27 protein-coding genes are annotated in these 24,467 nt (G+C 73.5%); 13 read left to right on the top strand and 14 right to left on the bottom strand.

All coding sequences use genetic code 11. The annotated features are described in order from the left end of the window. Window positions 1-71: 71 nt before the first annotated feature. Together ACIQG9_RS04860 and ACIQG9_RS04855 are read right to left on the bottom strand one after the other, a co-directional pair. Window positions 72-968, bottom strand: coding sequence for a hypothetical protein (locus tag ACIQG9_RS04860; protein WP_400398477.1), 897 nt, complete (start codon window positions 966-968; stop codon window positions 72-74). Between the two features lie 216 nt (window positions 969-1,184). Beyond that, window positions 1,185-1,778 carry a pentapeptide repeat-containing protein gene (locus tag ACIQG9_RS04855; RefSeq protein WP_400398475.1) on the bottom strand — a complete coding sequence of 198 codons (594 nt, stop codon included), beginning with the start codon at window positions 1,776-1,778 and terminating at the stop codon, window positions 1,185-1,187. Window positions 1,779-1,886: 108 nt separating this feature from the next. On the opposite strand from ACIQG9_RS04855, the gene ACIQG9_RS04850 reads away from it, so the two are divergent. Together ACIQG9_RS04850 and ACIQG9_RS04845 are read left to right on the top strand one after the other, a co-directional pair. Further along, window positions 1,887-3,119 carry a serine hydrolase domain-containing protein gene (locus tag ACIQG9_RS04850; RefSeq protein ID WP_400398473.1) on the top strand — a complete coding sequence of 411 codons (1,233 nt, stop codon included), beginning with the start codon at window positions 1,887-1,889 and terminating at the stop codon, window positions 3,117-3,119. Window positions 3,120-3,165: 46 nt separating this feature from the next. Further along, window positions 3,166-3,807 carry an NAD(P)-dependent oxidoreductase gene (locus ACIQG9_RS04845; protein WP_400398471.1) on the top strand — a complete coding sequence of 214 codons (642 nt, stop codon included), beginning with the start codon at window positions 3,166-3,168 and terminating at the stop codon, window positions 3,805-3,807. Between the two features lies 1 nt (window position 3,808). Here ACIQG9_RS04845 and ACIQG9_RS04840 read toward each other — a convergent pair whose 3' ends face one another. From ACIQG9_RS04840 to ACIQG9_RS04820, 5 genes are all read right to left on the bottom strand, one after another. Beyond that, entirely contained in the window at window positions 3,809-4,273 is a 465-nt protein-coding gene (locus ACIQG9_RS04840; protein ID WP_400398469.1) for a PPOX class F420-dependent oxidoreductase, read from the bottom strand. Window positions 4,274-4,316: 43 nt separating this feature from the next. Continuing rightward, window positions 4,317-4,958 (bottom strand): DUF6642 family protein, encoded by a 642-nt coding sequence (locus ACIQG9_RS04835; RefSeq protein WP_400398468.1) that lies wholly within the window; start codon window positions 4,956-4,958, stop codon window positions 4,317-4,319. 168 nt (window positions 4,959-5,126) lie between these two features. Further along, on the bottom strand, window positions 5,127-5,576 hold the full coding sequence (locus ACIQG9_RS04830) for a hypothetical protein (RefSeq protein WP_400398466.1): 450 nt from the start codon (window positions 5,574-5,576) through the stop codon (window positions 5,127-5,129). A 197-nt stretch (window positions 5,577-5,773) separates the two neighbouring features. Next, complete coding sequence (locus tag ACIQG9_RS04825; protein ID WP_400398465.1) at window positions 5,774-6,454, bottom strand: response regulator; 681 nt, start codon at window positions 6,452-6,454, stop codon at window positions 5,774-5,776. Next, complete coding sequence (locus ACIQG9_RS04820) at window positions 6,451-7,695, bottom strand: sensor histidine kinase (RefSeq protein ID WP_400398464.1); 1,245 nt, start codon at window positions 7,693-7,695, stop codon at window positions 6,451-6,453. The genes ACIQG9_RS04825 and ACIQG9_RS04820 overlap by 4 nt, the downstream gene beginning before the upstream one ends. 132 nt (window positions 7,696-7,827) lie before the next feature. Here ACIQG9_RS04820 and ACIQG9_RS04815 point away from each other — a divergent pair, with 132 nt between their 5' ends. The 9 genes from ACIQG9_RS04815 (at window position 7,828) to ACIQG9_RS04775 (ending at window position 14,802) form a co-directional block, all read left to right on the top strand. Beyond that, window positions 7,828-8,727 carry an ABC transporter ATP-binding protein gene (locus ACIQG9_RS04815; RefSeq protein ID WP_400398462.1) on the top strand — a complete coding sequence of 300 codons (900 nt, stop codon included), beginning with the start codon at window positions 7,828-7,830 and terminating at the stop codon, window positions 8,725-8,727. Further along, a complete protein-coding gene (locus ACIQG9_RS04810) occupies window positions 8,724-9,506 on the top strand; it encodes an ABC transporter permease (protein ID WP_400398460.1) in 783 nt (260 codons plus the stop codon). Before ACIQG9_RS04815 ends, ACIQG9_RS04810 begins: the two co-directional genes overlap by 4 nt. A 2-nt stretch (window positions 9,507-9,508) precedes the next feature. Next, on the top strand, window positions 9,509-10,228 hold the full coding sequence (locus ACIQG9_RS04805; protein WP_400398458.1) for a hypothetical protein: 720 nt from the start codon (window positions 9,509-9,511) through the stop codon (window positions 10,226-10,228). Window positions 10,229-10,269: 41 nt separating this feature from the next. Next, the gene (locus ACIQG9_RS04800) at window positions 10,270-10,833 is read left to right on the top strand and encodes an SOUL family heme-binding protein (RefSeq protein ID WP_400398456.1); all 564 of its coding nucleotides are present in this window, start codon (window positions 10,270-10,272) and stop codon (window positions 10,831-10,833) included. Between the two features lie 195 nt (window positions 10,834-11,028). Beyond that, window positions 11,029-11,961, top strand: a complete 933-nt coding sequence (locus tag ACIQG9_RS04795; RefSeq protein WP_400398454.1) for a ParA family protein — start codon at window positions 11,029-11,031, stop codon at window positions 11,959-11,961. Next, a complete protein-coding gene (locus tag ACIQG9_RS04790) occupies window positions 11,958-12,395 on the top strand; it encodes a hypothetical protein (protein ID WP_400398452.1) in 438 nt (145 codons plus the stop codon). The genes ACIQG9_RS04795 and ACIQG9_RS04790 overlap by 4 nt, the downstream gene beginning before the upstream one ends. 130 nt (window positions 12,396-12,525) lie before the next feature. Continuing rightward, entirely contained in the window at window positions 12,526-13,065 is a 540-nt protein-coding gene (locus tag ACIQG9_RS04785; RefSeq protein WP_400398451.1) for a DUF1697 domain-containing protein, read from the top strand. A gap of 109 nt (window positions 13,066-13,174) precedes the next feature. After that, window positions 13,175-13,396, top strand: coding sequence for a TM2 domain-containing protein (locus ACIQG9_RS04780; RefSeq protein WP_400398449.1), 222 nt, complete (start codon window positions 13,175-13,177; stop codon window positions 13,394-13,396). A 209-nt stretch (window positions 13,397-13,605) separates the two neighbouring features. Continuing rightward, window positions 13,606-14,802, top strand: a complete 1,197-nt coding sequence (locus tag ACIQG9_RS04775) for an endonuclease (RefSeq protein ID WP_400398447.1) — start codon at window positions 13,606-13,608, stop codon at window positions 14,800-14,802. A gap of 51 nt (window positions 14,803-14,853) precedes the next feature. On the opposite strand, the gene ACIQG9_RS04770 is transcribed toward ACIQG9_RS04775, so the two are convergent. Genes ACIQG9_RS04770 through ACIQG9_RS04755 form a run of 4 tightly spaced genes read right to left on the bottom strand, consistent with a single transcriptional unit; the run spans window position 14,854 to window position 19,572 of the window. Beyond that, window positions 14,854-16,179, bottom strand: a complete 1,326-nt coding sequence (locus tag ACIQG9_RS04770; RefSeq protein ID WP_400398446.1) for a toxic anion resistance protein — start codon at window positions 16,177-16,179, stop codon at window positions 14,854-14,856. Window positions 16,180-16,193: 14 nt separating this feature from the next. After that, window positions 16,194-17,336: a hypothetical protein gene (locus ACIQG9_RS04765; protein ID WP_400398444.1), complete on the bottom strand. Its 1,143-nt coding sequence runs from the start codon at window positions 17,334-17,336 to the stop codon at window positions 16,194-16,196. Window positions 17,337-17,347: 11 nt separating this feature from the next. Further along, window positions 17,348-17,947 (bottom strand): hypothetical protein, encoded by a 600-nt coding sequence (locus ACIQG9_RS04760; protein WP_400398442.1) that lies wholly within the window; start codon window positions 17,945-17,947, stop codon window positions 17,348-17,350. Continuing rightward, on the bottom strand, window positions 17,944-19,572 hold the full coding sequence (locus ACIQG9_RS04755; RefSeq protein WP_400398441.1) for a VWA domain-containing protein: 1,629 nt from the start codon (window positions 19,570-19,572) through the stop codon (window positions 17,944-17,946). The genes ACIQG9_RS04760 and ACIQG9_RS04755 overlap by 4 nt, the downstream gene beginning before the upstream one ends. Before the next feature lie 252 nt (window positions 19,573-19,824). Between ACIQG9_RS04755 and ACIQG9_RS04750 the strand changes: the two genes are divergently transcribed. After that, on the top strand, window positions 19,825-20,676 hold the full coding sequence (locus ACIQG9_RS04750; RefSeq protein ID WP_400398440.1) for an aldo/keto reductase: 852 nt from the start codon (window positions 19,825-19,827) through the stop codon (window positions 20,674-20,676). A 100-nt stretch (window positions 20,677-20,776) separates the two neighbouring features. Here ACIQG9_RS04750 and ACIQG9_RS04745 read toward each other — a convergent pair whose 3' ends face one another. Continuing rightward, a complete protein-coding gene (locus ACIQG9_RS04745) occupies window positions 20,777-21,601 on the bottom strand; it encodes a helix-turn-helix transcriptional regulator (RefSeq protein ID WP_400398438.1) in 825 nt (274 codons plus the stop codon). 101 nt (window positions 21,602-21,702) lie between these two features. On the opposite strand from ACIQG9_RS04745, the gene ACIQG9_RS04740 reads away from it, so the two are divergent. Then, window positions 21,703-22,452 (top strand): SDR family oxidoreductase, encoded by a 750-nt coding sequence (locus ACIQG9_RS04740; protein WP_400398436.1) that lies wholly within the window; start codon window positions 21,703-21,705, stop codon window positions 22,450-22,452. 27 nt (window positions 22,453-22,479) lie between these two features. Here the strand turns inward: ACIQG9_RS04740 and ACIQG9_RS04735 are convergent, their stop codons facing one another. Then, on the bottom strand, window positions 22,480-22,986 hold the full coding sequence (locus ACIQG9_RS04735) for a GNAT family N-acetyltransferase (RefSeq protein ID WP_400398435.1): 507 nt from the start codon (window positions 22,984-22,986) through the stop codon (window positions 22,480-22,482). A 288-nt stretch (window positions 22,987-23,274) separates the two neighbouring features. Continuing rightward, window positions 23,275-24,204 carry an S-4TM family putative pore-forming effector gene (locus ACIQG9_RS04730; RefSeq protein ID WP_400398433.1) on the bottom strand — a complete coding sequence of 310 codons (930 nt, stop codon included), beginning with the start codon at window positions 24,202-24,204 and terminating at the stop codon, window positions 23,275-23,277. Between the last annotated feature and the right edge of the window lie 263 nt (window positions 24,205-24,467).

Here is a 24,467-nt window from a genome sequence, read left to right as displayed (position 1 = left end):
GCCTCCGGTCGATCGTGGGCGTCGCCGGGCTCACGCTACCCCGACATTCACCCCGGCAGCGAGCAAAGGGCTCAGCGCACCGCGACCGCCTGGAGACCGACGTTGCCGCAGCCGTCGAAGGTCTTCTCGGTGGTCCAGTTCACCAGGAGCCGCTCACCCCTGGGCACCCGGAACCGGATGACGAACTGGGCGGTGTGGTTGGTGTGCGGGTCCTCCAGCCGGACGGTGCTGGTCGGGCCGCCGGTGGAGAGCCGGACGTCGAGCCGCCCCCGGGCCATCCAGAGCCCGGCGAAGAGGTGCACGGTGCGCAGCTCGCCGCTGCCCGTCACGGCCAGCGCGAAGCCGCTGCCGACGCCGCAGGCGTACACCCCGGTCGGGGTGCCGTCGACGGCCGGCACCGACGAGCCGTCCCGCCAGCCGAACAGTTCGGGGTTGGTGTCGTACCGGCCGCGGCCACCCCGGCCGCCCTCGTCCCGGATCTCCCCGGTGCCGCCGCGCTTGCGGACCAGCGAGTCCGGGCCGGCGAGTCCCCAGTGCGCCCAGTCCCGGGCGCCCAGGGCGGTCAGGTCCACCAGGGCCGGCACCTCGACCCGGGTCACGCTGAGCGTCGGCGGGGCGGGCGGTGCGGTCGGCGACGCGGTGGGCGACGGCGGGACGGCCGGCGACGGGGTCCGTTCCCGGGGTCGCAGGCCGGGCGTGGCGGCGCCGGCCCCGGCCGGCTCGCCCAGCCCCGCCGCGCCGGTGGGGTGGCCGGCCATGGTGGGCGCGCCGGCCGGCAGCACCGCGTCCGCGCCGGGCGGCGTCGGTTCCGGCTCGGACCCCAGGTAGGTCACCAGCACGGCGAGGCAGGCGAGACCGGCCATCGCCTCGACCGCCCACCGGCGGCGTTGCCGCCGCCGGGTCTCCCGCCGTTGCGCGCTGCGCGTCGCCGGGCCCGGCCCGATCCGCCAGGTCTCTTCCTCGTTCACGTGTCCCACTCCCCCGCCCGACGCCCGCGACCGGTCGGGGAGGGGGTGCGGTCGCGGCGTGGACGCTGTCACGCTTTCATTTCGACGGCGGGATGCGCCATATGCGAACGGGTGGGCGTTTCCAGTTTGTTACCAAGCGGTAGTGACGGAACTGTCCCACCGGTCGCGTCCGCCCAGCTCAGCGGCGAACGGTCGGGACCGGTCACGGCGGACCGGTCAGCGAATCTCGAACCCGAGCCCCTGGGCCAGCACGATCGCCTGCTCCGCGTCGATCACCGCGCCGGCCCGCTCGACCGCCGTCGGATCCAGCGCGGTGAGGTCGCTGCCCCGGAGGTCGGCACGGGTGAACCGGACCGCGTGGAGCTGGGCGGCGGAGAGGTCGACCCTGGTCATCGTCGCGCCGGTCAGGTTCGCCCCGGTCAGGTCCACCTCCCGCATCCGTACGTCGGCGAAGTGCGCCCCGCGCAGGTCGGCACCGGGCAGCGCCACGAACGACCAGTCGCCGCCGGCCACCCGCAGCGGACGCAGCTCACACTGGTCGAAGGTGCTGCCCACCAGCTTGCAGCCGGTGAACTCGGCCTCGAAGAGGTTGCACCGGCGGAACACACAGCGGACGAAGGCCGAGTCGGTGTGCCGGGACGCGTTGAACGACACCCCGCCGAACGTGCACCCGGTGAAGGACGCGCCCCGGCTGACCGCCTCGGTGAGATCGACGTCCTGGAAGACGCAGCGGACGAACTGCCGATCCGCCAGCTCCTCGGCGTACCAGTCGACGTGGCGGAACGTCTCGTCCTCGGTGATCTCCGGCATCGCCCCACCCTATGCGGGGCGACCGACAGACCCGGTGACCCGCCCCGGCACCCGACGACGATCCCGACGGCCTTCCGCCGGCCCGTACCGACTAGTAGTTTCGGCAGGGTGAGCGTGGCACGCAGCACCGACCCGGACCGCATCGGTTTCGACCCCGCGCGGCTCGCGCGGATCGACGAACACTTCGGCCGCTACGTCGACGACGGACGGCTCGCCGGCTGGCAGGTGGTGGTCACCCGCCGCGGCGAGGTGGCCCACTCCTCCGTCCACGGGCTGCGCGACATCGAGGCGGACGCCCCGGTCGAGCAGGACACCCTCTGGCGGATCTACTCGATGACCAAGCCGATCACCTCGGTCGCCGCGATGATGCTCTGGGAGGAGGGCCGGTTCGAGCTGAACGACCCGATCAGCCGCTGGCTGCCGGAGTTCGCCGACGTCCGGGTCTTCGACAAGGGCTCGGCGGTCAAGGCGTACACGGTGCCGGCGGTCGAGCCGATCCGGGTCTGGCACCTGCTCACCCACACCTCCGGGCTGACCTACGGCTTCGCGCAGACCTCGGTGGTGGACGCGCTCTACCGGGCCGCCGGCTACGACCTCGGCGTCCCGCCGGGGCTGGACCTGGCCGGGGCCACCGCCGGGATGGCGAAGCTGCCGCTGCTGTTCCAGCCCGGCACGGGCTGGAACTACGGGGTCTCCACCGACGTGCTGGGCCGGCTCGTCGAGGTGATCTCCGGGCAGAGCCTGGACGCGTTCCTCACCGAGCGGATCCTCACCCCGCTGGGCATGACCGACACCCGGTTCTGGGTCGACCAGGCCGACGCGAAGCGGCTCGCCGCCCTCTACACCCCGCACCCGACCACCGGCCAGACGCTCCGCGCCGACCGGATCGGCGCCGCCGCGCTGACCCGGCCGGAGTGGTTCTCCGGCGGCGGCGGGCTGGTCTCCACCGCCGCCGACTACCACCGGTTCACCCAGTTCCTGCTGCGCGGCGGCGAGCTGGACGGCGTCCGGCTGCTCGGGCCCCGGACGGTGCGCTACATGACCCGCAACCACCTGCCCGGCGGCGGCGACCTGGCCTCGTTCGAGCCGGAGGGGTTCGCCGAGACGGTGCTCGACGGCATCGGCTTCGGCCTGGGCTTCGCCGTGGTGCAGGACCCGGTGCCGGCCCGGGTGCCGAGCAGCGTCGGCGAGTACTACTGGGGTGGCCTGGCCAGCACCGCGTTCTGGGTCGACCCGGCCGAGGAGCTCACCGCCCTGCTGTTCACCCAGCTCATGCCGTCGAGCGCCTACCCGCTGCGCTCGCAGTTGCGCCAGTTGGTCTACGCCGCGCTGGTCGGCTGAGCCGTTCCGCCGACGCGCGGCGGGGCCGGTCCATAGCCTGGACGGCATGAGCAACGTGGTGGTGTACGGCGCCGGGGGCACCGCGGGCTCGCGGATCGTCGCCGAGGCGGCCGGTCGGGGACACCGGGTCACCGCGGCGGTCCGCCGCCCGGAGTCGGTCACCTGGCTGCCGGCCGGGGTGCACGTGGTGACCGGGGACGTCACCTCGGCGCGCAGCGTCACCGAGCTGGCGGCGGACGCCGACGTGACCGTGGTGGCGGTCGGCGGTGGCGAGCGCGCGCTCTGGCGGGACGCGGCGGAGAACCTGGTGACGGTGCTGCGGGACCTGCCCGACCCGCCCCGGCTGATCCACGTGGGTGGCGGGGCGACCCTGCTGACGCCGGCCGGCACCCCGTACTTCGACGAGCCGGACTTCCCCGACGAGTACCGGGACGCGGCGTTGGGCCAGGCCGACGCGCTGGCCCTGTACCGCGCCTCGGCCGACGGGGTGACCTGGACGTACGTCTCGCCGCCGCCGCTGGAGGTCCACCCGGGCGAACGGACCGGCCGGTACCGGACCGGCACCGAGCACCCGGTCACCGACGACCGGGGACGCTCGGTGCTGACCTACGAGGACCTGGCCGTGGCGGTCGTCGACGAGATCGAGGACCCGCGCTTCGAGAACATGCGCTTCACGGCGGCGTACTGACTCAGCCGGCGAGCCGGGCGGGGAACCCGCCGGTGGCGATCGGCCCCCAGCCGTCGACGGTGACCCGGATCAGCGACTTGCCCTGCGTCAGCATGGCCGCCCGGTACTCGTCCCAGTCCGGGTGTTCGCCGGAGATGCTGCGGAAGTACTCCACCAGCGGCTCCAGCGCGTCGGGCAGGTCGAGCACCTCGGCGACGCCGTCGACCTGCACCCAGGGGCCGTCCCAGTCGTCCGAGAGCACGCAGGCCGACACCCGGGGATCACGGCGGATGTTGGTGACCTTGGCCCGCTCCGGATAGGTGGAGATCACCAGCCGGCCGGCGGCGTCCACCCCGCAGGCGACCGGGGAGGACTGCGGCCGGCCGTCGGCCCGGGTGGTCATCAGGATGACCCGGTGCCGGGGGCGGACGAACTCGATCAGGGCGTCCCGGTCGACCCGGGTGTTGCTCGCGATGCTGCGTGCCATGCCCCGGTTCTACCAGGCCGCCCGGCCGGCGGCCCGGCGGGTGTCAGCGGGGCCGGCCGCCGACCCGGCCCGGCACGCCCTGGGCGGGGACCCGGGGCCGGGCGGCGGGCCGCCAGGCCCGGCCGTTGGCATAGATCACCCGGAAGCCGAGGTACGCCGCGAGCGGCGCCCAGTGCGCCGAGCCCATCCGCAGTTCGGCGGCGTTGTGCCGCTGGCCGTTGGCGAGCACGTCGAGCAGCACGGTCTCGAAGGCGGCCGACTCGACCCAGTCGACCTCGCGGGTGAAACCGCAGATCAGGGCCGCTCCGGTGACGTCGAGGAAGTCGCGCAGCGCGGTGTCGGAGGCGCGCAGCACGGAGCAGCTACCGAAGTAGAGCCGCCGCCCCTCGCACCGGCCGGCCATCCGCTCGGCGACGTCGGCCAGCTCGACCGAGTCCCAGTCGGTGAGGCAGAGCCGGCTGGGCTCACCGTGCATGGCGAAGAAACCCACCCGGTGGTCGGCGTACTGCTTGAGCAGCCAGCGGTCGAGGAAGTAGAACAGCTCGTCGCGGGTGGCGGCGTCCTTGTGGATGTAGCGGATCCGGCCGAGCCGTTCGAGCAGTTCGAGGGTGGGCAGCACGGATCCGCGCTCGTTGAGGTCGCGGTGCCACTGCCCCTCGACGCAGAAGACCCCGCCCCGCGCCACGTCCACCTCCCGGGTAGGTCGGCCGGCGCCGAGGTTACCGGGTCCGGGTCACGAAGCGACATCACCCTCGGCGCCCGGCATGGCGGGGCCCGGCCCGGCCCCGGCGGGACCCTGGGGCCGGGCCGGGCCCCGGGGGCACCCGACCGAGCCTGGCGGACGTACCCCCGCTCAGCTCGCCCGGGGCCAGCGCGGCGCGGTGGCGGGGGGTGCCACCGGCCGACCGGGCAGGCCGGGTCGCAGCCCCGGCGCGGCGGACCGCATCGCCGACCCGGTGGGCCGGGTCGGCGGCGTGGCGGGCCGGGCGGCCTGCCCCCGGACCGGGTGGCCGGCGGTCGGCGTGCTCCGGGCCGGCACCGGGCCGGACCGTGGAGTGGTGTAGGTGAACGGGAAGGGCACGTGCACGAACGGGTTGCCGTGCCGGATCAGCGCGTCGATCTGGCGTTCGTTCAGCCCGTGTGTCTCCAGCACCCGCCGCCCCCAGCGGTGCAGCCGGCAGGGGTACGACGCACCGTCGTTGCGGCACAGCGGCCCGTTGGGCCACTCCTCGGCGGCGTGCACCACCACCGACCGCACCGCGAGTCGGACGTCCTCGGGCGTCAGCGGGGCGGGTACCGGCACCTCACCTAGAATCTGATCGATGGGATCCGTCGACTGCTCACCAACTCGCACGGCAGGCCTCCCGCAGCTCGGCAGCGATGCGGCTGAATCGCCACAGCGCATCCTCGGCCAGTGGTACGGACGGTGACCGGCGGCGGTTCAATCCGCCCGGGGCGGTGCACAGATCCGCCGGCCGGGTCCGGTGGCCAGCCTCACCGTCAGACCAGGCCCGCGTCGTGGACCAGCAGCGCCACCTGGACCCGGTTGTTCAACGCCAGCTTGGTGAGCAGCCGCGACACGTACGCCTTGACCGTCGCCACGCTCATGAACAGCTCCGCCGAGATCTCGGCGTTGGTCCGGCCCTGGCCGAGCGCCAGCGCCACCTCCCGTTCCCGCGCGGTGAGCCCGCCGAGCAGCCGCAGCGCCCGGTCCCGGCGCGGATCCGGGCCCGGTGGCGGACCCGCGGTCACGTGGCTGATCAGCCGGCGGGTCACCGCCGGTGACAGGGTGGCCTCACCGGCCGCGACCCGACGCACCGCCCGGACGATCTCGGCGGGCGGGGTGTCCTTGAGCAGGAAACCTCCCGCGCCGGCCCGCAGCGCCCGGAGCACCTGCTCGTCGGCGTCGAAGGTGGTCAGCACCAGCACCTCGGGCGGGTGCGGCAGCGCCCGCAACGCCTCGGTGGCGGCCAGCCCGTCCACCCGGGGCATCCGGATGTCCATCAGCACCACGTCCGGCGCGCACCCGGCGACGGCGGCGGGCACCTCGTCGCCGTCGGCCGCCTCGCCGACCACCCGGACGTCCGGCACCCCGCCGAGGATCATCGACAGCCCGGCCCGGACCAGCGCGTCGTCGTCCACGATCAGCACCCGCACCGGGGCGTCCCCGACGTCGCTCACACCGGCCACGGCAGCCGGGCGGCGAGCCGGAAGTCACCGGTCGCGGCGTCCCGGCCGTGCTCCAGTCGTCCGCCGGCCAGGCTGACCCGCTCGGCGATGCCGACCAGCCCGGTGCCGGCGCCCGGGAGGGCCGGCCCGGTCGGCCCGCCCACCGGCCACGGGTTGCGGATCTGCACGGTCAACCCCTCTCCCGGCCCGCCGGCCAGCCGGACGGCGACCGCCGCGCCCGGGGCGTGCTTGCGCGCGTTGGTCAGCCCCTCCTGCACGATCCGGTACGCGCTGCGCCCCACCGCCGTCGGGACGCCCGCCGGGTCGGCGACCTCGTCCGCCAGGGTGACCCGGACCCCGGCGGCCCGGGACTCGGCGACCAACGCGGGCACGTCGGCGAGGGTGGGCTGGGGGCGTTCCGGCGCGGCGTCGGCGTCGGCAGTGCCGGCGCGGAGCACCCCGATCACCTCGCGGAGGTCCTGGAGGGCGGCGTGCGCGCTGTCCCGGATCACCCCGGCCGCCCGGGCCACCTCCTGCGGTGGCGCGTCCGGCCGGAACTCCAGCGCCCCGGCGTGCAGGCTGAGCAGCGAGATCCGGTGGGCCAGCACGTCGTGCATCTCCCGGGCGATCCGGGTGCGCTCCAACTGCCGGGCCTGGTCGACGCGGAGCTGCTGCTCGGCCTCGGCCCGGTGGGCGCGCTCGCGCAGCGACAGCACCAACTGTCGGCGGGCCCGGACGAACAGCGCCCAGGCCACCATCGTGCCGACGATGACCAGCGTCCAGACCATCGCCGCCCAGAACGACATGGTCGGGTCGGGGCGGATCAGCGTGTAGACCGGCGCGGCCAGCAGGTGCACGCCGACCAGCGTCGCCGCCACCGGCAGCGGCCGGTGCACCAGCACCGTGAACAGGATGATCAGCAGGGCCGCCGAGGAGGTGACCGAGAAGAACGCCAGCGGCAGGACGGCCACCGCCAGCCCGACCGGCCAGCGCCGGCGCAACCAGAGTGCTCCGCTGACGCCGAGGCCCAGCAGCGCGTCCAGCTCGTTGAGCCAGGGCGGGCCGTGGTTCAGCGCGAACTGCGGTTCGGGCCGGAGCGAGTCGTCGAAGGTGACGATCACGCAGCAGAGCGAGAGCAGGACGGCGACGACGTCGACCAGCCAGTCCCGGGGCGTACGGCGGACCGGCCGGGTCGCCGGGGCCAGCGCCCCCGGCAGCAGCCAGGGATGGTCGGGTACGACGGCGGCGCTCACCCGTCCATGCTAGGAAGTGGGACGATCCGCCGACAGCTACCAAAGTCGAGCCCTGCCGGTAGACCGAGGTAGCGGCGACTCTCGACCACCGGCCGCAGCGCCCGACCGGGTGGCCCCGGCAGGCTCGACGCCATGATCACAGTCGAGCACCTCAGCAAGCGGTACGGCCCGCACGCCGCCGTGGACGACGTCTCGTTCCGCTGCGAGCCCGGCACGGTGACCGGGTTCCTCGGCCCGAACGGGGCCGGCAAGTCCACCACCATGCGGATGGTCTGCGCGCTGACCCGGCCGACCTCCGGCGGAGCCACCGTCGCCGGCCGCCCCTACCGGGAGCTGCCCAATCCGGGGCGGGAGGTCGGCGTCCTGCTGGACGCCTCGGCGCAGCACGCCGGCCGCAGCGGACGGGAGACGCTGGCCCTGGCCGCCGCGACCATGGGCGTGGACGCCGGGCGGGTGGCCGCCGTCCTCGACCGGGTCGGGTTGGACCCGGTGGCGGCGCGGCGGCGGGTCGGGGCGTACTCGCTGGGGATGCGGCAGCGGCTCGGCCTGGCGCTGGCGCTGCTGGGCGACCCCCGGGTGCTGATCCTCGACGAGCCGGCCAACGGCCTGGATCCGGAGGGGATCTTCTGGATGCGCGGGCTGCTGCGTGACTTCGCCGACCGGGGCGGCACCGTGCTGCTCTCCTCCCACCTGCTGCGTGAGGTGGAGGCGGTCGCCGACCGGCTGGTGGTGATCGGCGGCGGCCGGGTGGTCGCCGAGGGCGGCAAGGACGAGCTGCTGGCCGGCGCGGGCACCCTGGTCCGGGCCCGCGACCCGCACGCCCTGCGGCTCACCCTCGACCGGGCCGGCCTGGCCGCCACCGGCGGCACCGACGGCGGGTACGTGGTCCGTGCCGAGCCCGACGCCGTCGGCCAGGCCGCCGCCGACGCCGGCCTGGTCCTGACCGAGCTGCGCCCCGCCGGCGGCGGTGGCCTGGAACAGCTCTTCCTCACCCTGACCGCCGGCGCGAGCACGAAGGAGGCCGGGCAGTGACCACCACCGCGACCGCACCCGCCAGCACCGTCCGCCCGGCGGTGCCCGGGCCGTCCCTGGCCCGGCTGACCGGGGTGGAGCTGCGCAAGCTCGCCGACACCCGGGCCGGTCGCTGGCTGCTGGCCACCATCGGGCTGATCGCCGCCGCGATCGTCGTGCTGCAACTGCGTTTCGTCGACGACGCCGAGCAGACCTTCACCCAGTTCTTCACCGCGTCGCTGCTGCCGGTGGGGCTGCTGCTGCCGGTGCTGGGCATCCTGTCGATCACCGCCGAGTGGTCCCAGCGCACCGCGCTGTCCACGTTCGTCCTGGTGCCGCGCCGGGACCGGGTGGTGCTCGCCAAGCTCGCCGCGGTGGTGCTCGCCGCGCTGGCGTCGGTGCTGGTCAGCCTCGCCGTCGCCGCCGTCGGCACGCTGCTGTCCAGGGCCACCGGCGGGGCGGGTGACTGGAACTTCGGGTGGGCCCTGGCCGGGCACGCCGCCGTGTTCCAGGTCGCCAACGTGCTGTTGGGGGCCGCGTTCGGGTTGCTGCTGCTCAACACCCCGCTGGCGATCGTGACGTACCTGCTGCTGCCGATGGTGTGGGGGATCCTCGGCGCGATGATCGAGGCGCTGCGCGGGACGGCCCGCTGGCTGGACACCTCGATCACGATGGAGCCGCTGCTCGGCCCCGAGGTGACCGCCGGGCAGTGGGCCCGGCTGGGGGTGTCGCTGCTGGCCTGGGTGGCCGCCCCGCTCGCCGCCGGACTGGTGCGCACGCTGCGGCGGGAGGTGTCCTGACCATGCGGGCGAGGGAGCCGGGCGCCGCCACCGTGGTCGGTGGCGACGTCGGGGAACTGGTGGTGATGTGGGTCGGCTTCCCGCTGCTGGGTGCCGGTGCGGGCTGGCTGCTGACGCTGGTCTCCGACTGGGTGGCCGGGCTGCCCTGGGCGCCGGTGCAGGGCTGGTTCGAGCTGGTCGCCGGGCTGCCGTACCACCGGGCGGTGGCCGGGGGCGTGACGCTCGGCGTACTGGCCGGCCTGCTCGTCGCGCACGTCGGCACCCGGGAGCGCTTGATCGTCACGGTGGATCGGGCCGGGGTGCGGCTGCACCGCGACGGCGCCGGGCGGGAGTTGTCCCGCCGGTCGGTGGCCGCCGCCTTCACCGACCGCAAGGACCTCGTGCTGCTCGGTGCGGGCGGCGAGGAGCTGACCCGGGAGCCGTCCGACCTGAGCCGGCGGCGGCTGCGCGACGCGTTCCAGGAGCACGGCTGGCCGTGGCAGGACGCCGACCCGCACCGGGACACGTACCGGCGGTGGGTGGAGGGGCTGCCGGAGCTGCCGCCGGGGGCGGACCCGCTGCTGCGGGCCCGGCAGCGGGCGGTCGAGGCGAACCGGGGACGCGACGCCCGGGAGCTGCGCGGCGAGCTGGCCCGACTCGGGGTGGTGATCCGGGACGACGGGAAGCGGCAGTACTGGCGGCGGGTTCCGCTTCCCCGGGAGGAAACCCCGGACGGGCGGTAGCGTGGCGGTGGAGGAGATCCCTCGGAGCGGGAGCGTGCCCCATGACCGAGCAGCAGCCGTACCGGGTGCTGGGCCAGCACCCCGGCTTCGAGCTGCGTCGGTACCCGGCCCACCTGGTCGCCGAGATGCGGGTGGGCGGGACCTTCTCCACCGCCGGCAACGAGGCGTTCCGGCCGCTGGCGGCGTACCTCTCGGGGGCCAACCGGTCCCGCCGGGCGGTGGGGATGACCGCGCCGGTGGTGCAGGAGCCGGCCGGGCCGGAGAGGATCGCGATGACCGCGCCCGTCGTCCAGGTGGAGGGTGACCGGCCCGACTGCTGGCTGGTGCGGTTCGTGCTGCCGGCGAGCCTCAGCACCGCCACCGTGCCCGAGCCGGAGGATCCCCGGATCGTCATCCGCGAAATCCCCGAGCAGCTCGCCGCCGCGGTCCGGTTCGGCGGGCGCTGGACGGACCGGGCGTTCGACCAGCGGGCCACCGCGCTGGGCCGGGCGGTCACGGCCGCCGGCCTCACCCCGTCCGGGGCCATCCGGTACGCCCGCTTCGACCCACCGTGGAAGCCGTGGTTCCTGCGCCGCAACGAGGTGGTGCTGCCGGTCGTCGAGTGACCGGGCCCACACCCCCTGCCACCGACGGGTGCGGCGGCCCGGTCAGGCCGACCGGCCACGACCAGGGCGGCGAGCCCGGTGCCGGCGGTGGCGACCCCGACTTCCGGTCACGGACCGTGACCGGCCCACCGGACATCATGGATGGTCAGACTTCGCCGGGGCCGCTACGGTTCCCCCTCTGGGGAGGTGCCGTCGGTGTACGTCGTGTCCGTGATCAACTACAAGGGCGGGGTGGGCAAGACCACCGTGACCGCCAATCTCGGGGCCGAGCTGGCCAACCGGGGGATGAAGGTGCTGCTGATCGACCTCGATCCGCAGACCAGTCTGACGTTCAGCTTCTACGACCCGGACGACTGGCGGGAGCGGCTGCGCGACGGGCGCACCGTGAAGCGCTGGTACGACGGGCTGCGCGGGGACACCCCGGCGGTTACCCTGGGCGAGCTGGTGGTCTCCCCCGGCCCGGCGAACGCCCACCTGACCGGGGCCGGCCGGCTCGACCTGATCGCCTCGCACCTCGGCCTGGCCGACATCGACCTGGCGCTGGCCCGGGGCGTGGCCGACGGCGAGGACTACGACCGGGAGCTGTTCCGGGTGCGCGGCGCGCTCGCCGAGGGCCTGCACGACGCGGCGCTCGACGGCTACGACCTGGTGCTGATCGACTGCCCGCCGAACTTCAACGTGGTCACCCAGTCCGCCGTCATCGCCAGCGACCACCTGCTCATCCCGGCGAAGGCCGACTACCTGTCCACGCTCGGCATCGACCACCTCTGCGGCAGCGTCCGGGAACTGGTCGACCGGTACAACGCCGACGCCCGGCGCTTCGCCACCATCCGCCGCCACCACAAGGTCGCCCCGGACATCGCCGGAGTGGTGTTCACCATGATCCAGTTGGCGTCGCAGCGGCCGATCGCCGCCCACCAGGGCTACCTGGACCAGGTCCGGGCGCTGGGCCTGCCGGTCTTCCCCACCGCGCTGCGGGAGAACATCACCCTCTTCGCCGCCAACACGCCGCGCGGCGTACCGGTGGTGCTGCGCCACCGGGTCACCTCGCCGGTGGTGCAGGAGGAGCTGCGCCAGATCACCACCGAGTTCATCGCCCACCTGCAACCCCGGGAGGTGGCGGCGTGACCGACGGGACCCTCGCGACGGGTGTGCTGGCCCGGGTCGCGGAGCTGCTGGCCGGACTGCCGGCCGGGGACGTCGCCGCGCTGGCGCAGGGCCGCGCCCGGCTGGCCGTGGTCCCGGTGGAGCCGGCCGGGGACGCGCCGGCCCGGACCGTCCCGCCGGCCCGGACCGCCCCGCCGGCCCGGACCGTCCCGCCGGCCCGGACTGTCCCGCCGGTCGGGGACCCGGAGGCGGCGGTGGCGGCGCTCGCCGCGATGGACCACCGCCGGGACGGTACGGCGTACCTGTCACCCTGGTCGGCCCGGGACCTGCGGGCGCTGGCGACCCGGCTGGGGCTGCGCGGGGTGGCCGGCCTGCGCAAGGCGGACCTGGTGGAACGGCTGGTCGAGCGGACGGTCGGGTTCCGGCTCGCCTCCACCGCGATCCGCCGGCTCTGAACCCGCGCCGGCAGCGCGTCCCCGGTGGTCGGACTGCGACCGGGGATGGTGGCATGAGACGGTGTCGGAGGGTCGGTCGCCCGGTCGCGTCCGGCCGGCGCCACCGGCACAGATCGCGAAGGAGGCCGGCATGACCCGGTACGTGGGGCTGTTGCGCGGGGTGAACGTGGGATCCGTCCGACTCGCGATGGCCGACCTGCGCCGCCTCGGCACCGGGCTGGGCCACGACGACGTACGCACCTACCTACAGTCCGGCAACCTGGTCTTCAGCAGCCCGTCCCGGGACCCCGACGCCCTGGCGGCGGGGCTGGCCCGGGCCGTCGCCGACGAGTTGGGGCTGACCGTGCCGGTGCTGGTGCGCAGCGCGGCGGAGCTGGCGGCGGTGGCCGACGGCAGCCCGTACGCCGACCGGCAGGACGACCCGACCCGGCTGCTGGTGGCGTTCCTGGCGGCCGAGCCGGCGGCGGCGACGGTGGCCGCGCTACGGGTGCCCGGCGGCGAGAACGTGGAGTTCACAGTGGTCGGTCGGGAGGTCCACCTGCACTTCCCCGACGGCGGGTACGGTCGGACCAGGTTCACCAACGCGTACCTGGAGAAGCAGCTCGGCGTGGTGGCGACCACCCGCAACTGGAAGTCGGTGCTTGCCCTGCGGGACATGGCGGCGGCCTGACCGGCCCGACCGGCTCATCCGTACGGTCGGAGCTACCGTTTTCGATCTTGTGTGGTCCCAGGGCGGTCGATAGGCTCCCGCGGCTGTCTCCACCTGAGAAAGGACCGCAGTGACCGCTCCTGTCACCACCCAGAAGTCCTGGGTCGTCGCCCTGCTGCTCTGCTTCTTCGTCGGTGTGCTCGGTGTGCACCGGTTCTACGTGGGCAAGGTGGGCACCGGCGTCCTCCAGCTGATCACCCTCGGCGGCCTCGGCATCTGGACGTTCATCGATTTCATCATCATCCTGGTCGGCGCGTTCCGCGACAAGCAGGGCCAGCCGCTCGCCAAGTGAGGCGACGAGGGGGCCGGGACCAGGCGGTCCCGGCCCCCTTCCGGTCGGCAGCGGTACGCCGTGCCGTGCTCCGGCACCACCGGCCGCGGTGACGCCGCAGGCCCGGCCCGGGCCGGTGCTCTTCGAGGCCGGCACCGGAGTGCCGGTGGACGGAAATTCACCTGGCTGACCTCCCGTCGGCCGGGTCCGTACCGTTAATATCGCCGACCATGAATACCAAGAGCATCACCCGCCCGAGATCCGGGCGGTTGGTCACCGCGCTGGCCCTCGCCGCCACCCTGGCGACGTCGGTGGCGGTGGCCGCGACGTCGGCGTCCGCGGCGGCCCCGCTGACCGTGGCGCAGTCCCTCGCCGCCCAGGACGGCCGGACCGCCACCGTCACCGGCTACGTGATCGGCCAGCCGACCGCCACCAGCACGGTGATCACCTCCGGCTACACCGCCGACACCGCCATCGCCCTCGCCGACACGGCCACCGAGACCAGCACCAGCCGGATGCTCTACGTCCAGGTCACCGCCGCCTACCGGGACACCTTCGGACTGCTGAGCAACCCTTCGCTACGCGGCAAGCAGGTCACCGCGACCGGGACGCTGACCGCCTACTTCAGCCACGGCGGGCTGAAGAGCCCCACCGCGATGAGCCTCGGCGGCGGCAGCACCCCGACGCCGACCGGGTCCGCCACGCCCACCCCCGCGCCCACCGGCTCCACCGGGCCGTACGACCAGACGTACTACGCCAGCGCGGTCGGCAAGACCGGCAGCGCGCTGCGCAACTCGCTGCACTCGATCATCAAGACCCAGACCAAGCTCACCTACGACCAGGTCTGGGAGGCGCTGAAGGACACCGACCAGGACCCGGGGAACGCCAACAACGTGATCCTGATCTACAGCGGACGGTCGCAGAGCAAGACCACCAACGGCGGCGGGGTCAACGACTGGAACCGGGAGCACGTCTGGGCCAAGTCGCACGGCGACTTCGGCACCGCCACCGGCCCCGGCACCGACGTGCACCACCTCCGCCCGGAGGACGTGTCGGTCAACTCGTCGCGCGGCAACAAGGACTTCGACACCGGCGGCAGCGCGGTCTCCGAGGCCCCCGGTAGCTACACCGACGCCGACTCGTTCGAGCCGCGCAACGCGGTCAAGGGCGACGTCGCCCGCATGATCATGTACATGGCGATCCGGTACGAGGGCGAGGACGGCTGGCCGAACCTGGAGATGAACAACTCGGTCGCCAACGGCAGCGCGCCGTACCTGGGCCGGCTGTCGGTGCTGCTGCAGTGGAACCGGCAGGACCCGCCGGACGCCTTCGAGCAGCGCCGCAACCAGCGCATCTACGAGCGTTGGCAGGGCAACCGCAACCCGTTCGTCGACCACCCGGAGTGGGCCACCGCCATCTGGGGCTGACGGCCCGGCAGTCGCCGGCGTGGGGCCACCCGCGCCGGCGACACCGACCGGTCAGCGCGGCGCGGGGACGACCGCCGGGGCCTGCTCCAGCACCGCCGCCGGCAACTGCGGGCCGGTCGGGAGCGCGACCGGCTCCTTGGCCCGGCTGACCAGCTCCACCACCGTACGGCCGAGCCGCTCCGACGACTCCGACATGGACCGGTTGGCGGTGACGATGGCGCCGACCACGTCGGCCCGCTTCTGCTGGCCGTAGCGGACCGCCTCCTCGATCCCCCGGGCCTGCGCGTCGATCGACTCGGCGACCTCCAGGATGGTCTCCGGACGGATGGTCGGGGTCTGGATCGCCCGGGCGATCTGCGGCACCGCCGTCCTCGACGCCGCCGCGTACGCCGAGAGCACGTCGTTGGCGCCGTCGGCGACCACCTGCTGCATGTCGGCGGCCTGGCTGGCCTGCAACAGCAGCGCCCACTGGGCGATGGTCAGCTTCATCGTCGGGATGGTCAGGTTGATCAGCAGCGCCAACCGCTGACCGAGCCCGTAGTTGAGGGTGCGGATGTTGCGGACCTGCGGGGAGGTGGACCAGGCCACGAAGAGCCGCTGCTGGAACTCGTTGGCCCGCACCTCGATGGCCTGGATGAACTCGGTGACCACGGAGAGCCGTTCCCGCTGGTCCCGCTCGTCCGGCGCACCAGGGGTGACGACGATGGACCGCGCGTCGGCCAGCGCCTCGTCGCGGATCAGCTCCATCACCGCGATGGCGCCGACGAGCTGGCCGATGGCCGCCTCGTTGGCCTTGTACAGCTCGTCGCAGAGCACCACGTTGCGGCGTAGCTGTAGCTGCTTGTCGGCGAGCTGCCCGGCGACCCGGTCGAGCTGCTGCTCGACCGTGCGCGCCTCCTCGAACAGCATCTCCAGCAGGTCCCGCCCCTTGCGGAACAGCCCCCGGACGGCGTCGGAGAACCTGGTGAAGGTCTCCCGCACCCTCGGGTCGCTCGGGTCGTACCGGCGCCGGAAGCTGCGCATCCGATCGTTGATCTCGTGCATGATGCCGGTCAGCTCCGGGATGTCCACCCGGCCGACCTCCCGGAAGATCCGGCTGACCTGGGTGTTGACCTCGTCGAGCGCCTGGTTGCCGAAGCTCGCCAGGGCCTCGGTGTTGGTCAGCATCGTCGGGTAGAGCTGCCGGGCGGCCTGTCGGGCCTGGCCGAGCTGCGCCGGGGTGAGCAGCTCCCGGCAGGTGAAGGAGGCCGCCTCGGCCCCGGTGGCGGGCGCGGTGGCCGCCAGGGCGGTGGTGATGGCGGCATCGGCGGCACCGGCGGGCGGGTCGGCCGGGCCACCGACGATGCTGCCGAAGTCGATCTGTAGTCCCTCGGTCATGACGTGGGTCCCCTTCACGCGCAGGTGGTGGCGTTCTTCATGCAGGCGAGCAGCGCGAGCGTCACGTCGGCGGCGGGCGCGGGCGCGGTACGGATCTGGTCGGCCAGGCCGATGCCGGGGAAGTCGGCGACGTCGTTCGCGCCGACCTGGGTGGCGGAGCGGAAGCCGTACCGCTTCCAGGCGATCTCCTGGATCTTCGGGTCCTTCATCGCGTCGGCGAACCGGGCGGCGGCCGGGTCGAGGGCGAGCACCGGGTGGTCGCTGTAGATGGTCGGGTCGGGGTAGAGCACCCGGACGCTCTTGAGCAGCGCGGTGCTGCCGTCGCCGCTCTGCGCCACCTGCTGGATGATCTGGTTCTCGTAGCCGGCGTAGAGCGGTGCCTTGAACTCGCCGCCCTGGGTGAGCCACTCCCTGAACCCGGATTCGGAGCTGCGCGACTGGAGGCCCTGCGCGTCGTGCAGGGCCCGCATGGTCGGCAGCGCCCGACGGGCCTGGGCGAGGCTGGGCGCGGAGAAGCCGTCCGGGGTGGCGATGATGTTCAGTTGGAGCTGGGCGAGGGTGAAGCCGCTGTTGGACTTGGTCGGGTCGGTGCTGGCCACCGTGATCGGGCCGCGCAGGTCGGCCGCCCCGAGCGCCTCCCAGGTGCCGCGCCGGACCACGTGCTCCAGCAGCAGGCCCTTCAGGTCCACCACGAAGTACCGGTCGCCGCGACGCTGGACGATGCCCTTGCGGATCAGCGCGTCGGTGCCCCGTGGCCCGGCGTAGATGACCTCCGGTGACTGGAGCACGTTCTCCGCCCGGTAGTCGGGGAACGCCCCGGGGTGCTGGGCCTCGAAGACGCCCTGCGCGCTGGCGCTGGACGGCCAGAGGCAGTCCAGCCTGCGGGCCTTGATCTCGTCGGTGCTCAACTGCACCTGGTCGTACGAGCCGAGCGGCTGGAACGCGACCACCAGCCGGTGGTCGTCGCGCAGGATCCGCCGTACCTCCGCGTCGGCCATCAGCTCGGACTTCTCGGAGCCCCCGACACAGGTGACGGTGGTGGGCGGGCCGGCGGTGGCCGGGGTGTCCGCCGACCGCTTCCACAGCACCGCCGCGGTGACGCAGACGACGAGCACCGTGACCAGTCCGATCAGGAACCGGATGCTCGGCAATCTCAACGTGACTCCATTCATCGGCCCAGGTCGGGCAGGCTCGGCGGGGCGACGGTGTCCAGGTTGGCGGTGTACTGCGCGAGTTCGCCCTGGTTGACCAGCCGGACGCTGTCCAGGGCGAAGTCGGCGAAGCGCCGGAAGGCCGCCTCGCCGTCGCGGCGCAGCCGCTCGGGGTCGCGGTAGAGCACCGGCTGGCGTTGGATGTCCAGGTACTGCCGGACCACCCCGTCGAGGCTGCGCAGGTGCCCACCGACCTGGGCGGCGGTGGAGTAGAGACGGTCCGGCGAGCGGTCCCGTACCCGGTCGAACAGCTCCGGGACGTACCGGCAGGAATCCGCCAGGGCGCGGCGGGCCTCGGGCCGGGCGACGTCGTGGCTGAGCCGTTCGATGCCGTGCAGCACCCGCAGCGCCTCCTCGACCCGGGCGCGGGCGTCGTCGGCGTAACTGTCGCGGTCGACCTTCGCGGCGGTGCGGTCGTCGAGCATCAGGTAGAGCCCGAGCGCGGCGGCGGCGGCGAGCAGCGGCGACCAGAGCAGGCTGCCGGTGACCGCGAAGACCCCGGCGAAGGCGGCCACCGCCACGGTCAGCGCCACGGGTGCGGCGAACCGGTGCCTCACTTGTACCCCGCCGCCTGCCGCAGCGCCGCGACCAGGTCGTCCTGCCGGACGAAGGTGCCGTTGGTGGCGGCGGCGACCTCCTGCAACTGGCTCGGGTCGGCGTCGCGGCCGAAGGCGATGGCCACCACCGGCACCCCGGCGGCCCGCAGCGCGGCGAGCGCGGCGGCCCGGTCCCGGGAGTTGGACTGGCCGTCGGTCATCAGCACCACCAGCCGCTTGCGGTCGTCGGGCTGCGGCCCGGCGAGCGCCTGCGCGGCGGCGCTCAGGCAGGCGTACATGTTGGTGCCGCCGTCGGGGCGGTAGCCGGTGACCCTGCCGGCCAGGTCGCGCAGCGCGACACCGTCGTCGCCCTGGACCTGCCACGGGCTGCCGCCGGTGAGGCCGCCGTTGAAGATGGCGACCGTGGTGCTGTCCTGCGGGTGGGTCTGGAGGAAGTTCAGTGCCGCCTGGTCGGGGTCGAAGATCTGCCCGGCGGCGGCCTGGATGCCGGTCCAGCCGTCGTTCTCGCCCATCGAGCCGCTGCCGTCGAGGCAGTACCAGGCGGCGACGGGCCGGCGGTAGCGGGTCTGGTAGCGGTCCAGGGCGGCCTGGATGACCGGCGCGGGCGGGAACTGGATGCCCTGCTCGTTGATGGTGGCCTGGATGCCCCACTGCGGGTTGAACACCGCCGGGTCGGGCCGGTCGAGGCTGAGCCCGACGCTGGCGGCCGGCCGGCGGCCGAGCCTGAGCAGCGCGGCCTGGGCGTCGGCGTCCTTGAGCAGGTGGTCCTGCAACTCGGTGAAGATCCGCCGGGCGCCGTCGTTGCCGTCGTGCGGCAGGAAACCCAGCGGCGCGTCGCTGACCGCCAGCGACCCCCTCGGGTACGCCACCAGCAGCGGTTCCCGGCCGGCCCGGACCAGCTCGGCGTTCTTCTCGATGACCAGGTCCTCGTAGGTGAACATGGCCCGGCACTGGTCGGGGCGGGCCAGGCACTCGGTCATCAGGGTGCCGGTGGAGGGTGGGGTCTGGTCCATCGCCTTGACGAACCGGGTGACGCCCTGTTCGACGGCGGGCGAGTCGAGCTGCTGCTGGGTGAGCGGGGTACCGGGGCCGTTGCCGGCGAAGTGGTTCAGGAAGCCGAGGAGCACGGTGGCGCCGGAGTTCGACTGGGTGGGGTTGGTGATCCAGACCCGGGTCTCGCCGGACTCGACGGCGCGCAGGATGTCGGCGATCGGGACGTCGGTGCGGCCGGCGAAGCCGAGCCGGGTCATCTCCGAGCGCCAGGCGGCGAAGACGACCGGGGTGAGGAACATCGGGCGGACGTCCCGCAGGGCGTTGGCCCGGTCGCCGAGCTGGAGGAAGACGCTGGAGGCGAACCAGTACGCGTCCTGGTCGCGGCTGCCGCCGGCGAGCATCCGGGCCTGGTCCACCGACCCCTTGAAGGTCACCTCGCAGGTGTAGCGCCGGGCCGCGCACCACGGCTTGACGATGGTGTCGACGACGCTCTCCTGCTCGCTGCCGGCGACGATCCGCAACGTGCCGGTGGCCGGCGTGCCGGGCCGCTCGGCGGGGCCCTTCCCGTTCGTGCAGCCGGCGACCAGCACCAGCGTCATCACGGCCAGCGCCGTGAACCTCGTGGCCCGCACCTCAACCCCGCTCCCGTTCGGTGGAAGACCCCACATTCGGGCCGATCAAGGTCGTTGGTAGCACCGGTGGACCAACGGGACAGCCAACAGTCGGTGAACTCCCGGCGACCCGGGCGGTGGTCGCAGATCACCCCTGCGGGCACCGTGAGGAGGCGGCCCGAGCGGGTAGAGGAATCCGGTGACAGGTGCCCGGCACAGCGGGGAAGCGTTTCCAGTCGGCGGGCACCCCGGACGAGGGGAGAGACAGCCGACATGGCCAACACCGTTCCCGACATCAGCCTCAACGACGGCAACACCATCCCGCAGCTCGGCTTCGGGGTGTTCCAGATCGAGCCGGAGGACACCGCCGAGGCGGTGGGCCGGGCGCTGGAGGTCGGCTACCGGCACATCGACACCGCCGAGATGTACGGCAACGAGGCGGAGGTCGGCGAGGCGATCCGCAGCGCCGGCCTGGACCGGGCCGAGGTCTTCGTGACCAGCAAACTGAACAACGGCTTCCACCGCCCCGACGACGCCCGCAAGGCGTTCGAGTCGACGCTGGCCGCGCTGCGGACGGACTACATCGACCTGTTCCTCATCCACTGGCCGCTGCCGACCCGCTACGACGGCGACTTCGTCTCCACCTGGAAGGCGCTGGAGGAGTTCCAGCGCGACGGCCGGGCCCGCTCGATCGGGGTGTCGAACTTCCAGGTGCCCCACCTGGCCCGGCTGGCCGCCGAGGCGGACGTGGTGCCGGCGGTCAACCAGGTCGAGGCGCACCCGTACCTCGCCAACGAGGAGGTGCGCGCGTACGACCGGGAGCACAACATCGTCACCGAGGCGTGGTCGCCGATCGCCCAGGGCAAGGTGCTCGACGACCCGACGATCGTCGACATCGCCGAGCAGGTGGGCCGTACCCCCGCCCAGGTGACCCTGCGCTGGCACGTGCAGCGCGGCGACATCGTCTTCCCCAAGTCGACCACCCCGAAGCGGATCGAGGAGAACTTCCGCATCTTCGACTTCACCCTGGACGACGCGGCGATGGACCGGATCAGCAGCCTGGACAGGGGCGAGGCGGGCCGGCGCGGCCCGAACCCGGACGTCTTCGACTACGTCCCCGGCTGAGCGGCGCGACCGGGCGGAGCGGGACCCGAACGCGGACTCCGCTCCGCCCGGTCCGGGGCGCGGACTCCAGGTAGGGCAGCACGACCACGGTCGGGTGGGCTCAGCCGGCGACCCGCTCGCCGAGGCGGCGGAACACCTCGCGGGTCGGCGAGCCGGGCGCGGCGGTGTAGACGATCAGCCGCTGGTCGCTCTCCGGCACCAGCAGCACCCGGCACTCGAACTCCAGCGGACCCAGCTTTGGGTGGGCCACCCGCTTGACCACCGGACGGCGGTCGGCCACGTCGTGCTCGGCCCACAGGGCGGCGAAGCTCGACGAGACGCCGAGCAGCTCGGTGACCAGGTCGACCAGCACCCGGTGGCCGGGGTAGCGGCCGTAGGCGGCGCGCAGGTCGGCCACCGAGTCACGGGCGAAGCGGAGCAGCTCCGGATCGGTCCAGGGCAGCTCCGGGCCACGCTGCCGGAACATCCACCGGATCATGTTGCGGTCCCCGACCGGCAGCTCCCCCACGAAGTACCCGGCCAGCCGGTTCCAGGCCAGCACGTCGTACGCGGCGTCCACCAGGTACGCCGGGGTCTCGGTCATCGCGTCGAGCAGGTGCCGCACCCCCGGGGCCACCTCCCCGCTGGGGCCGGTCACCGGCGGCGGGCTCTCCCCGGCCACCCGGAACAGGTACTCCCGCTCGTCGCGGCTGAGCAGCAGCGCCCGGGCCAGCGCGGCCAGCACCTGCCGGGACGGGTGCGGGCCCCGGCCCTGTTCGAGTCGGATGAGGTAGTCGACGGAGATGCCCGCGAGCTGGGCCACCTCCTGGCGGCGCAGGCCGGGCGTGCGGCGGCGTACCCCGTCGGGGAGGCCGACCTCGGCGGGGCGCAGCTTCGCGCGGCGGCTGCGCAGGAAGGTGGCCAGTTCGGCCCGGCGCAACGTCATGCGTCCAGCCTGCCGCAGCGGCGGATGCCCAGGGTGGTACCGCTGGTCCCAGCCTCCGCCGGTCTCTCCCCCGCCCGCCGATCCGCCGGCAGGCTCGACGCATGACGACCACGCAGCTCGCCCTGGTCACCGGGGGCAACAGGGGAATCGGGTACGCCACCGCGCGGCAGCTCGCCGCACGGGGCATGACGGTACTGGTGGGCGCCCGCGACGCCGACCGGGGCGCGGCGGCGGTGGCGGCGCTGCGCGACGGCGGTGCGGACGCCCACCCGCTGCCGCTGGAGGTGACCGACCCGGAGTCGGTGGCCGCCGCCGCGCACCGGGTGGAGCAGGAGTACGACCGGCTCGACGTGCTGGTCAACAACGCCGGGATCGTCCGGGCGGACGGGTCGGCGCTGCCCAGCGAGACCACCCTGGCCACCCTGCGCGAGGTGTACGAGACGAACGTCTTCGCGGTGGTGACGGTGACGAACGCGTTCCTGCCGCTGCTGCTGCGCGCGCGGGCCGGGCGGATCGTCAACGTCTCCAGCGAGGTCGGCTCGATCGCCTCGCTGACCGATCCGAAGAGCCCGCTGTGGCCGCTGACCTCGGTGCCGTACCCGTCGTCGAAGACGGCGCTGAACATGGTCACCGCGATGTACGCCAAGGAGCTCCGGGACACTCCGGTCCTGGTGAACGCGGCGAACCCGGGCTACTGCGCGACGGACTTCAACGGCCACGCCGGGTACCGCACCGCCGAGCAGGGCGCCGACGTGAGCGTGCACCTGGCGACGCTGCCGGCGGACGGGCCGAGCGGGCAGCTCTGGGGGCACCTCGCCGCCGACGACTCGTACGGGCTGCTGCCCTGGTGAGGTGGTGACCGTCGTCGGCCGGGCCGCTCAGTGCGGGGCGGTCAGGTCGAACCGCCAGTCGTTGGAGCGCATCAGCCGGCCCGGCGGGTACTCAAACTCGGTAGGGCCCAGCAGGGTGAAGCCGGCCTTGCGGCAGACCCCGTTGGAGGCCGGGTTGTCCACCGACGGGTAGGCGTGCGCCCACCGGTGCTGGCCCCGGGCGCGGGCGTCGGAGACGGTCGCCAGCACGGCGGCGGTGGCCAGGCCCCGGCCCTGGTGCGCGGGAAGGATGGCCCAGCCCATCTCGTAGACCGGCTCGCCGTGCCAGACCCGTTCCCAGTAGCCGACGCTGCCGACCTTGCGCCCGTCGGGCAGTACGACGGTGAACATGTGGCCGCTGCGGGGGCCGGGGCCGCGTACGTATCGCTCGTGCCGGGCGACTACCTGTTCGTCGGTCTCCGGACCGCCGGTGTGGTCGCGGATCTCCGGGGCGTTGAGCCGGCGCAGCAGATCCAGGTCGTCGGCGTCCCAGCGGGCGATGCGTACCTCGGTCATCCCTGCCCCTCCTCGGTGTCGGCGGCGCCCATTCAAGCAGCCAGCACCGACAACGACCCGATGTCGGCCCCGCCCGCCGGCCAGACTGACGGGCGGGCCGGGTCATCCGTGGGCCTCACCGGCGGCGACGCGCTGGGCCGCGACGATCGTGTCGACCGGCAGATCTAGGCCCCAGAGCACGGCGGCGAGGCATTTAGCACCCGCCAGTGCTGCTCGTCGGTCAGCCCCAGCCGCCGCCAGGCGGAGATGATCAGGCACGCGGCGGCAGGGGCCGCGCGGGTCGACCCGTCAGGCGTCGAGGCGGGCAACCGGGGCCGGCGCGTTGAGCAGTTCGGCGAGGTGGGTCATAGCGGACTGGAAGTCGACCCGGTCGGCGGCGTGGAACCGGCGGAAGAACCAGTTGGGCACCCTCGGCTGCCCCCGTCGACTATGGAAGATCACGTCCTGGACCTGGCGGGCCACCGTCAGCAGTTCGGTCGCGGCGGACGGGGTGTCGTTTCGTCGCACGGCCGAGGTGACGCAGCTCTGCAGGATCGCCATGGCCCGGTCCCGGTCGACGGCGACGTCCCGCTGACCCCGGTAGATCTCCACGCCGAACAGGAGCGCACCCAGGGACGGGACGAACCACTGGAGCAGCAACTGCGCCACGGTCAGCTCGGCCACCACTCCGAAGACCATCCCGAGCAGCACCCAGACCGCCACCCCGGCGAGCACGGCGTGGGCGTAGCGGCGGCGGAGCCGGGCACCCCAGCCGAGGTTCTGCTGCTGGCAGGCCAGCACGTCGTACGGGGTGGGCAGGGGCGGTACCTCGTAGTAGTCGCGTAGGTAGCGCTCCCCGCCCCGGTAGGCACGGTCGAGGCGGCTGACCTCGTGTGCGCTGATCCGCTCCCCGACCGCCACGGTGTTCCACGGCAGTCCGAAGAGGTCCACGTCGAACATCTCCTGGAGGGTGGCCGCCCGCCGGATCTGCCCATTGGACCAGGAGCCGAGCCCGACGGCGTTGGCCACTGCCCAGAGCGCGCCGACGGCGGTGACCGCTGTCCCCGACACGCCGGTGAAGGCGACCACCGCACCGGCGACCCCGACTCCTATGGAGATCCACATCCGCAGGCCGTCGAGCCGTTGGGCGCGAGCGTGGCAGACCGACATGGCCCGCAGCAACGACATCATCTCCGGATCGTTCTGCCGACTGAGCAGAGAATCAGTACGCTCGGTCACATCGACCTCCCGGTTCGGTGACCGAGTCTATATCCAGCCCGCTAGATGTGACGGGAGGTAGCCGGACGACACCCTGAAGTGATCGGATAGCTACCGCTAAGTAGGCATTTTCGCTGACACGCGAATTAGTGAAGGCTTCGGTGCGACTTGCGGTAGCTTCAGTCCCGCGTGCACCCACGTACCCATTCCCCGGCGGCACATCAGGTCGCCCTCACCCGCTCCACCCCTCGCAGCAGAAGGTTCAACGACGACGATGAACCAGG

This window comes from Micromonospora sp. NPDC092111, assembly GCF_044755745.1.
In the GTDB taxonomy this organism is placed as follows: Bacteria; Actinomycetota; Actinomycetes; order Mycobacteriales; family Micromonosporaceae; genus Micromonospora.
The sequence above is the reverse complement of the archived record's forward strand: the minus strand, read 5'-3'. Positions and strand labels throughout refer to the sequence as shown.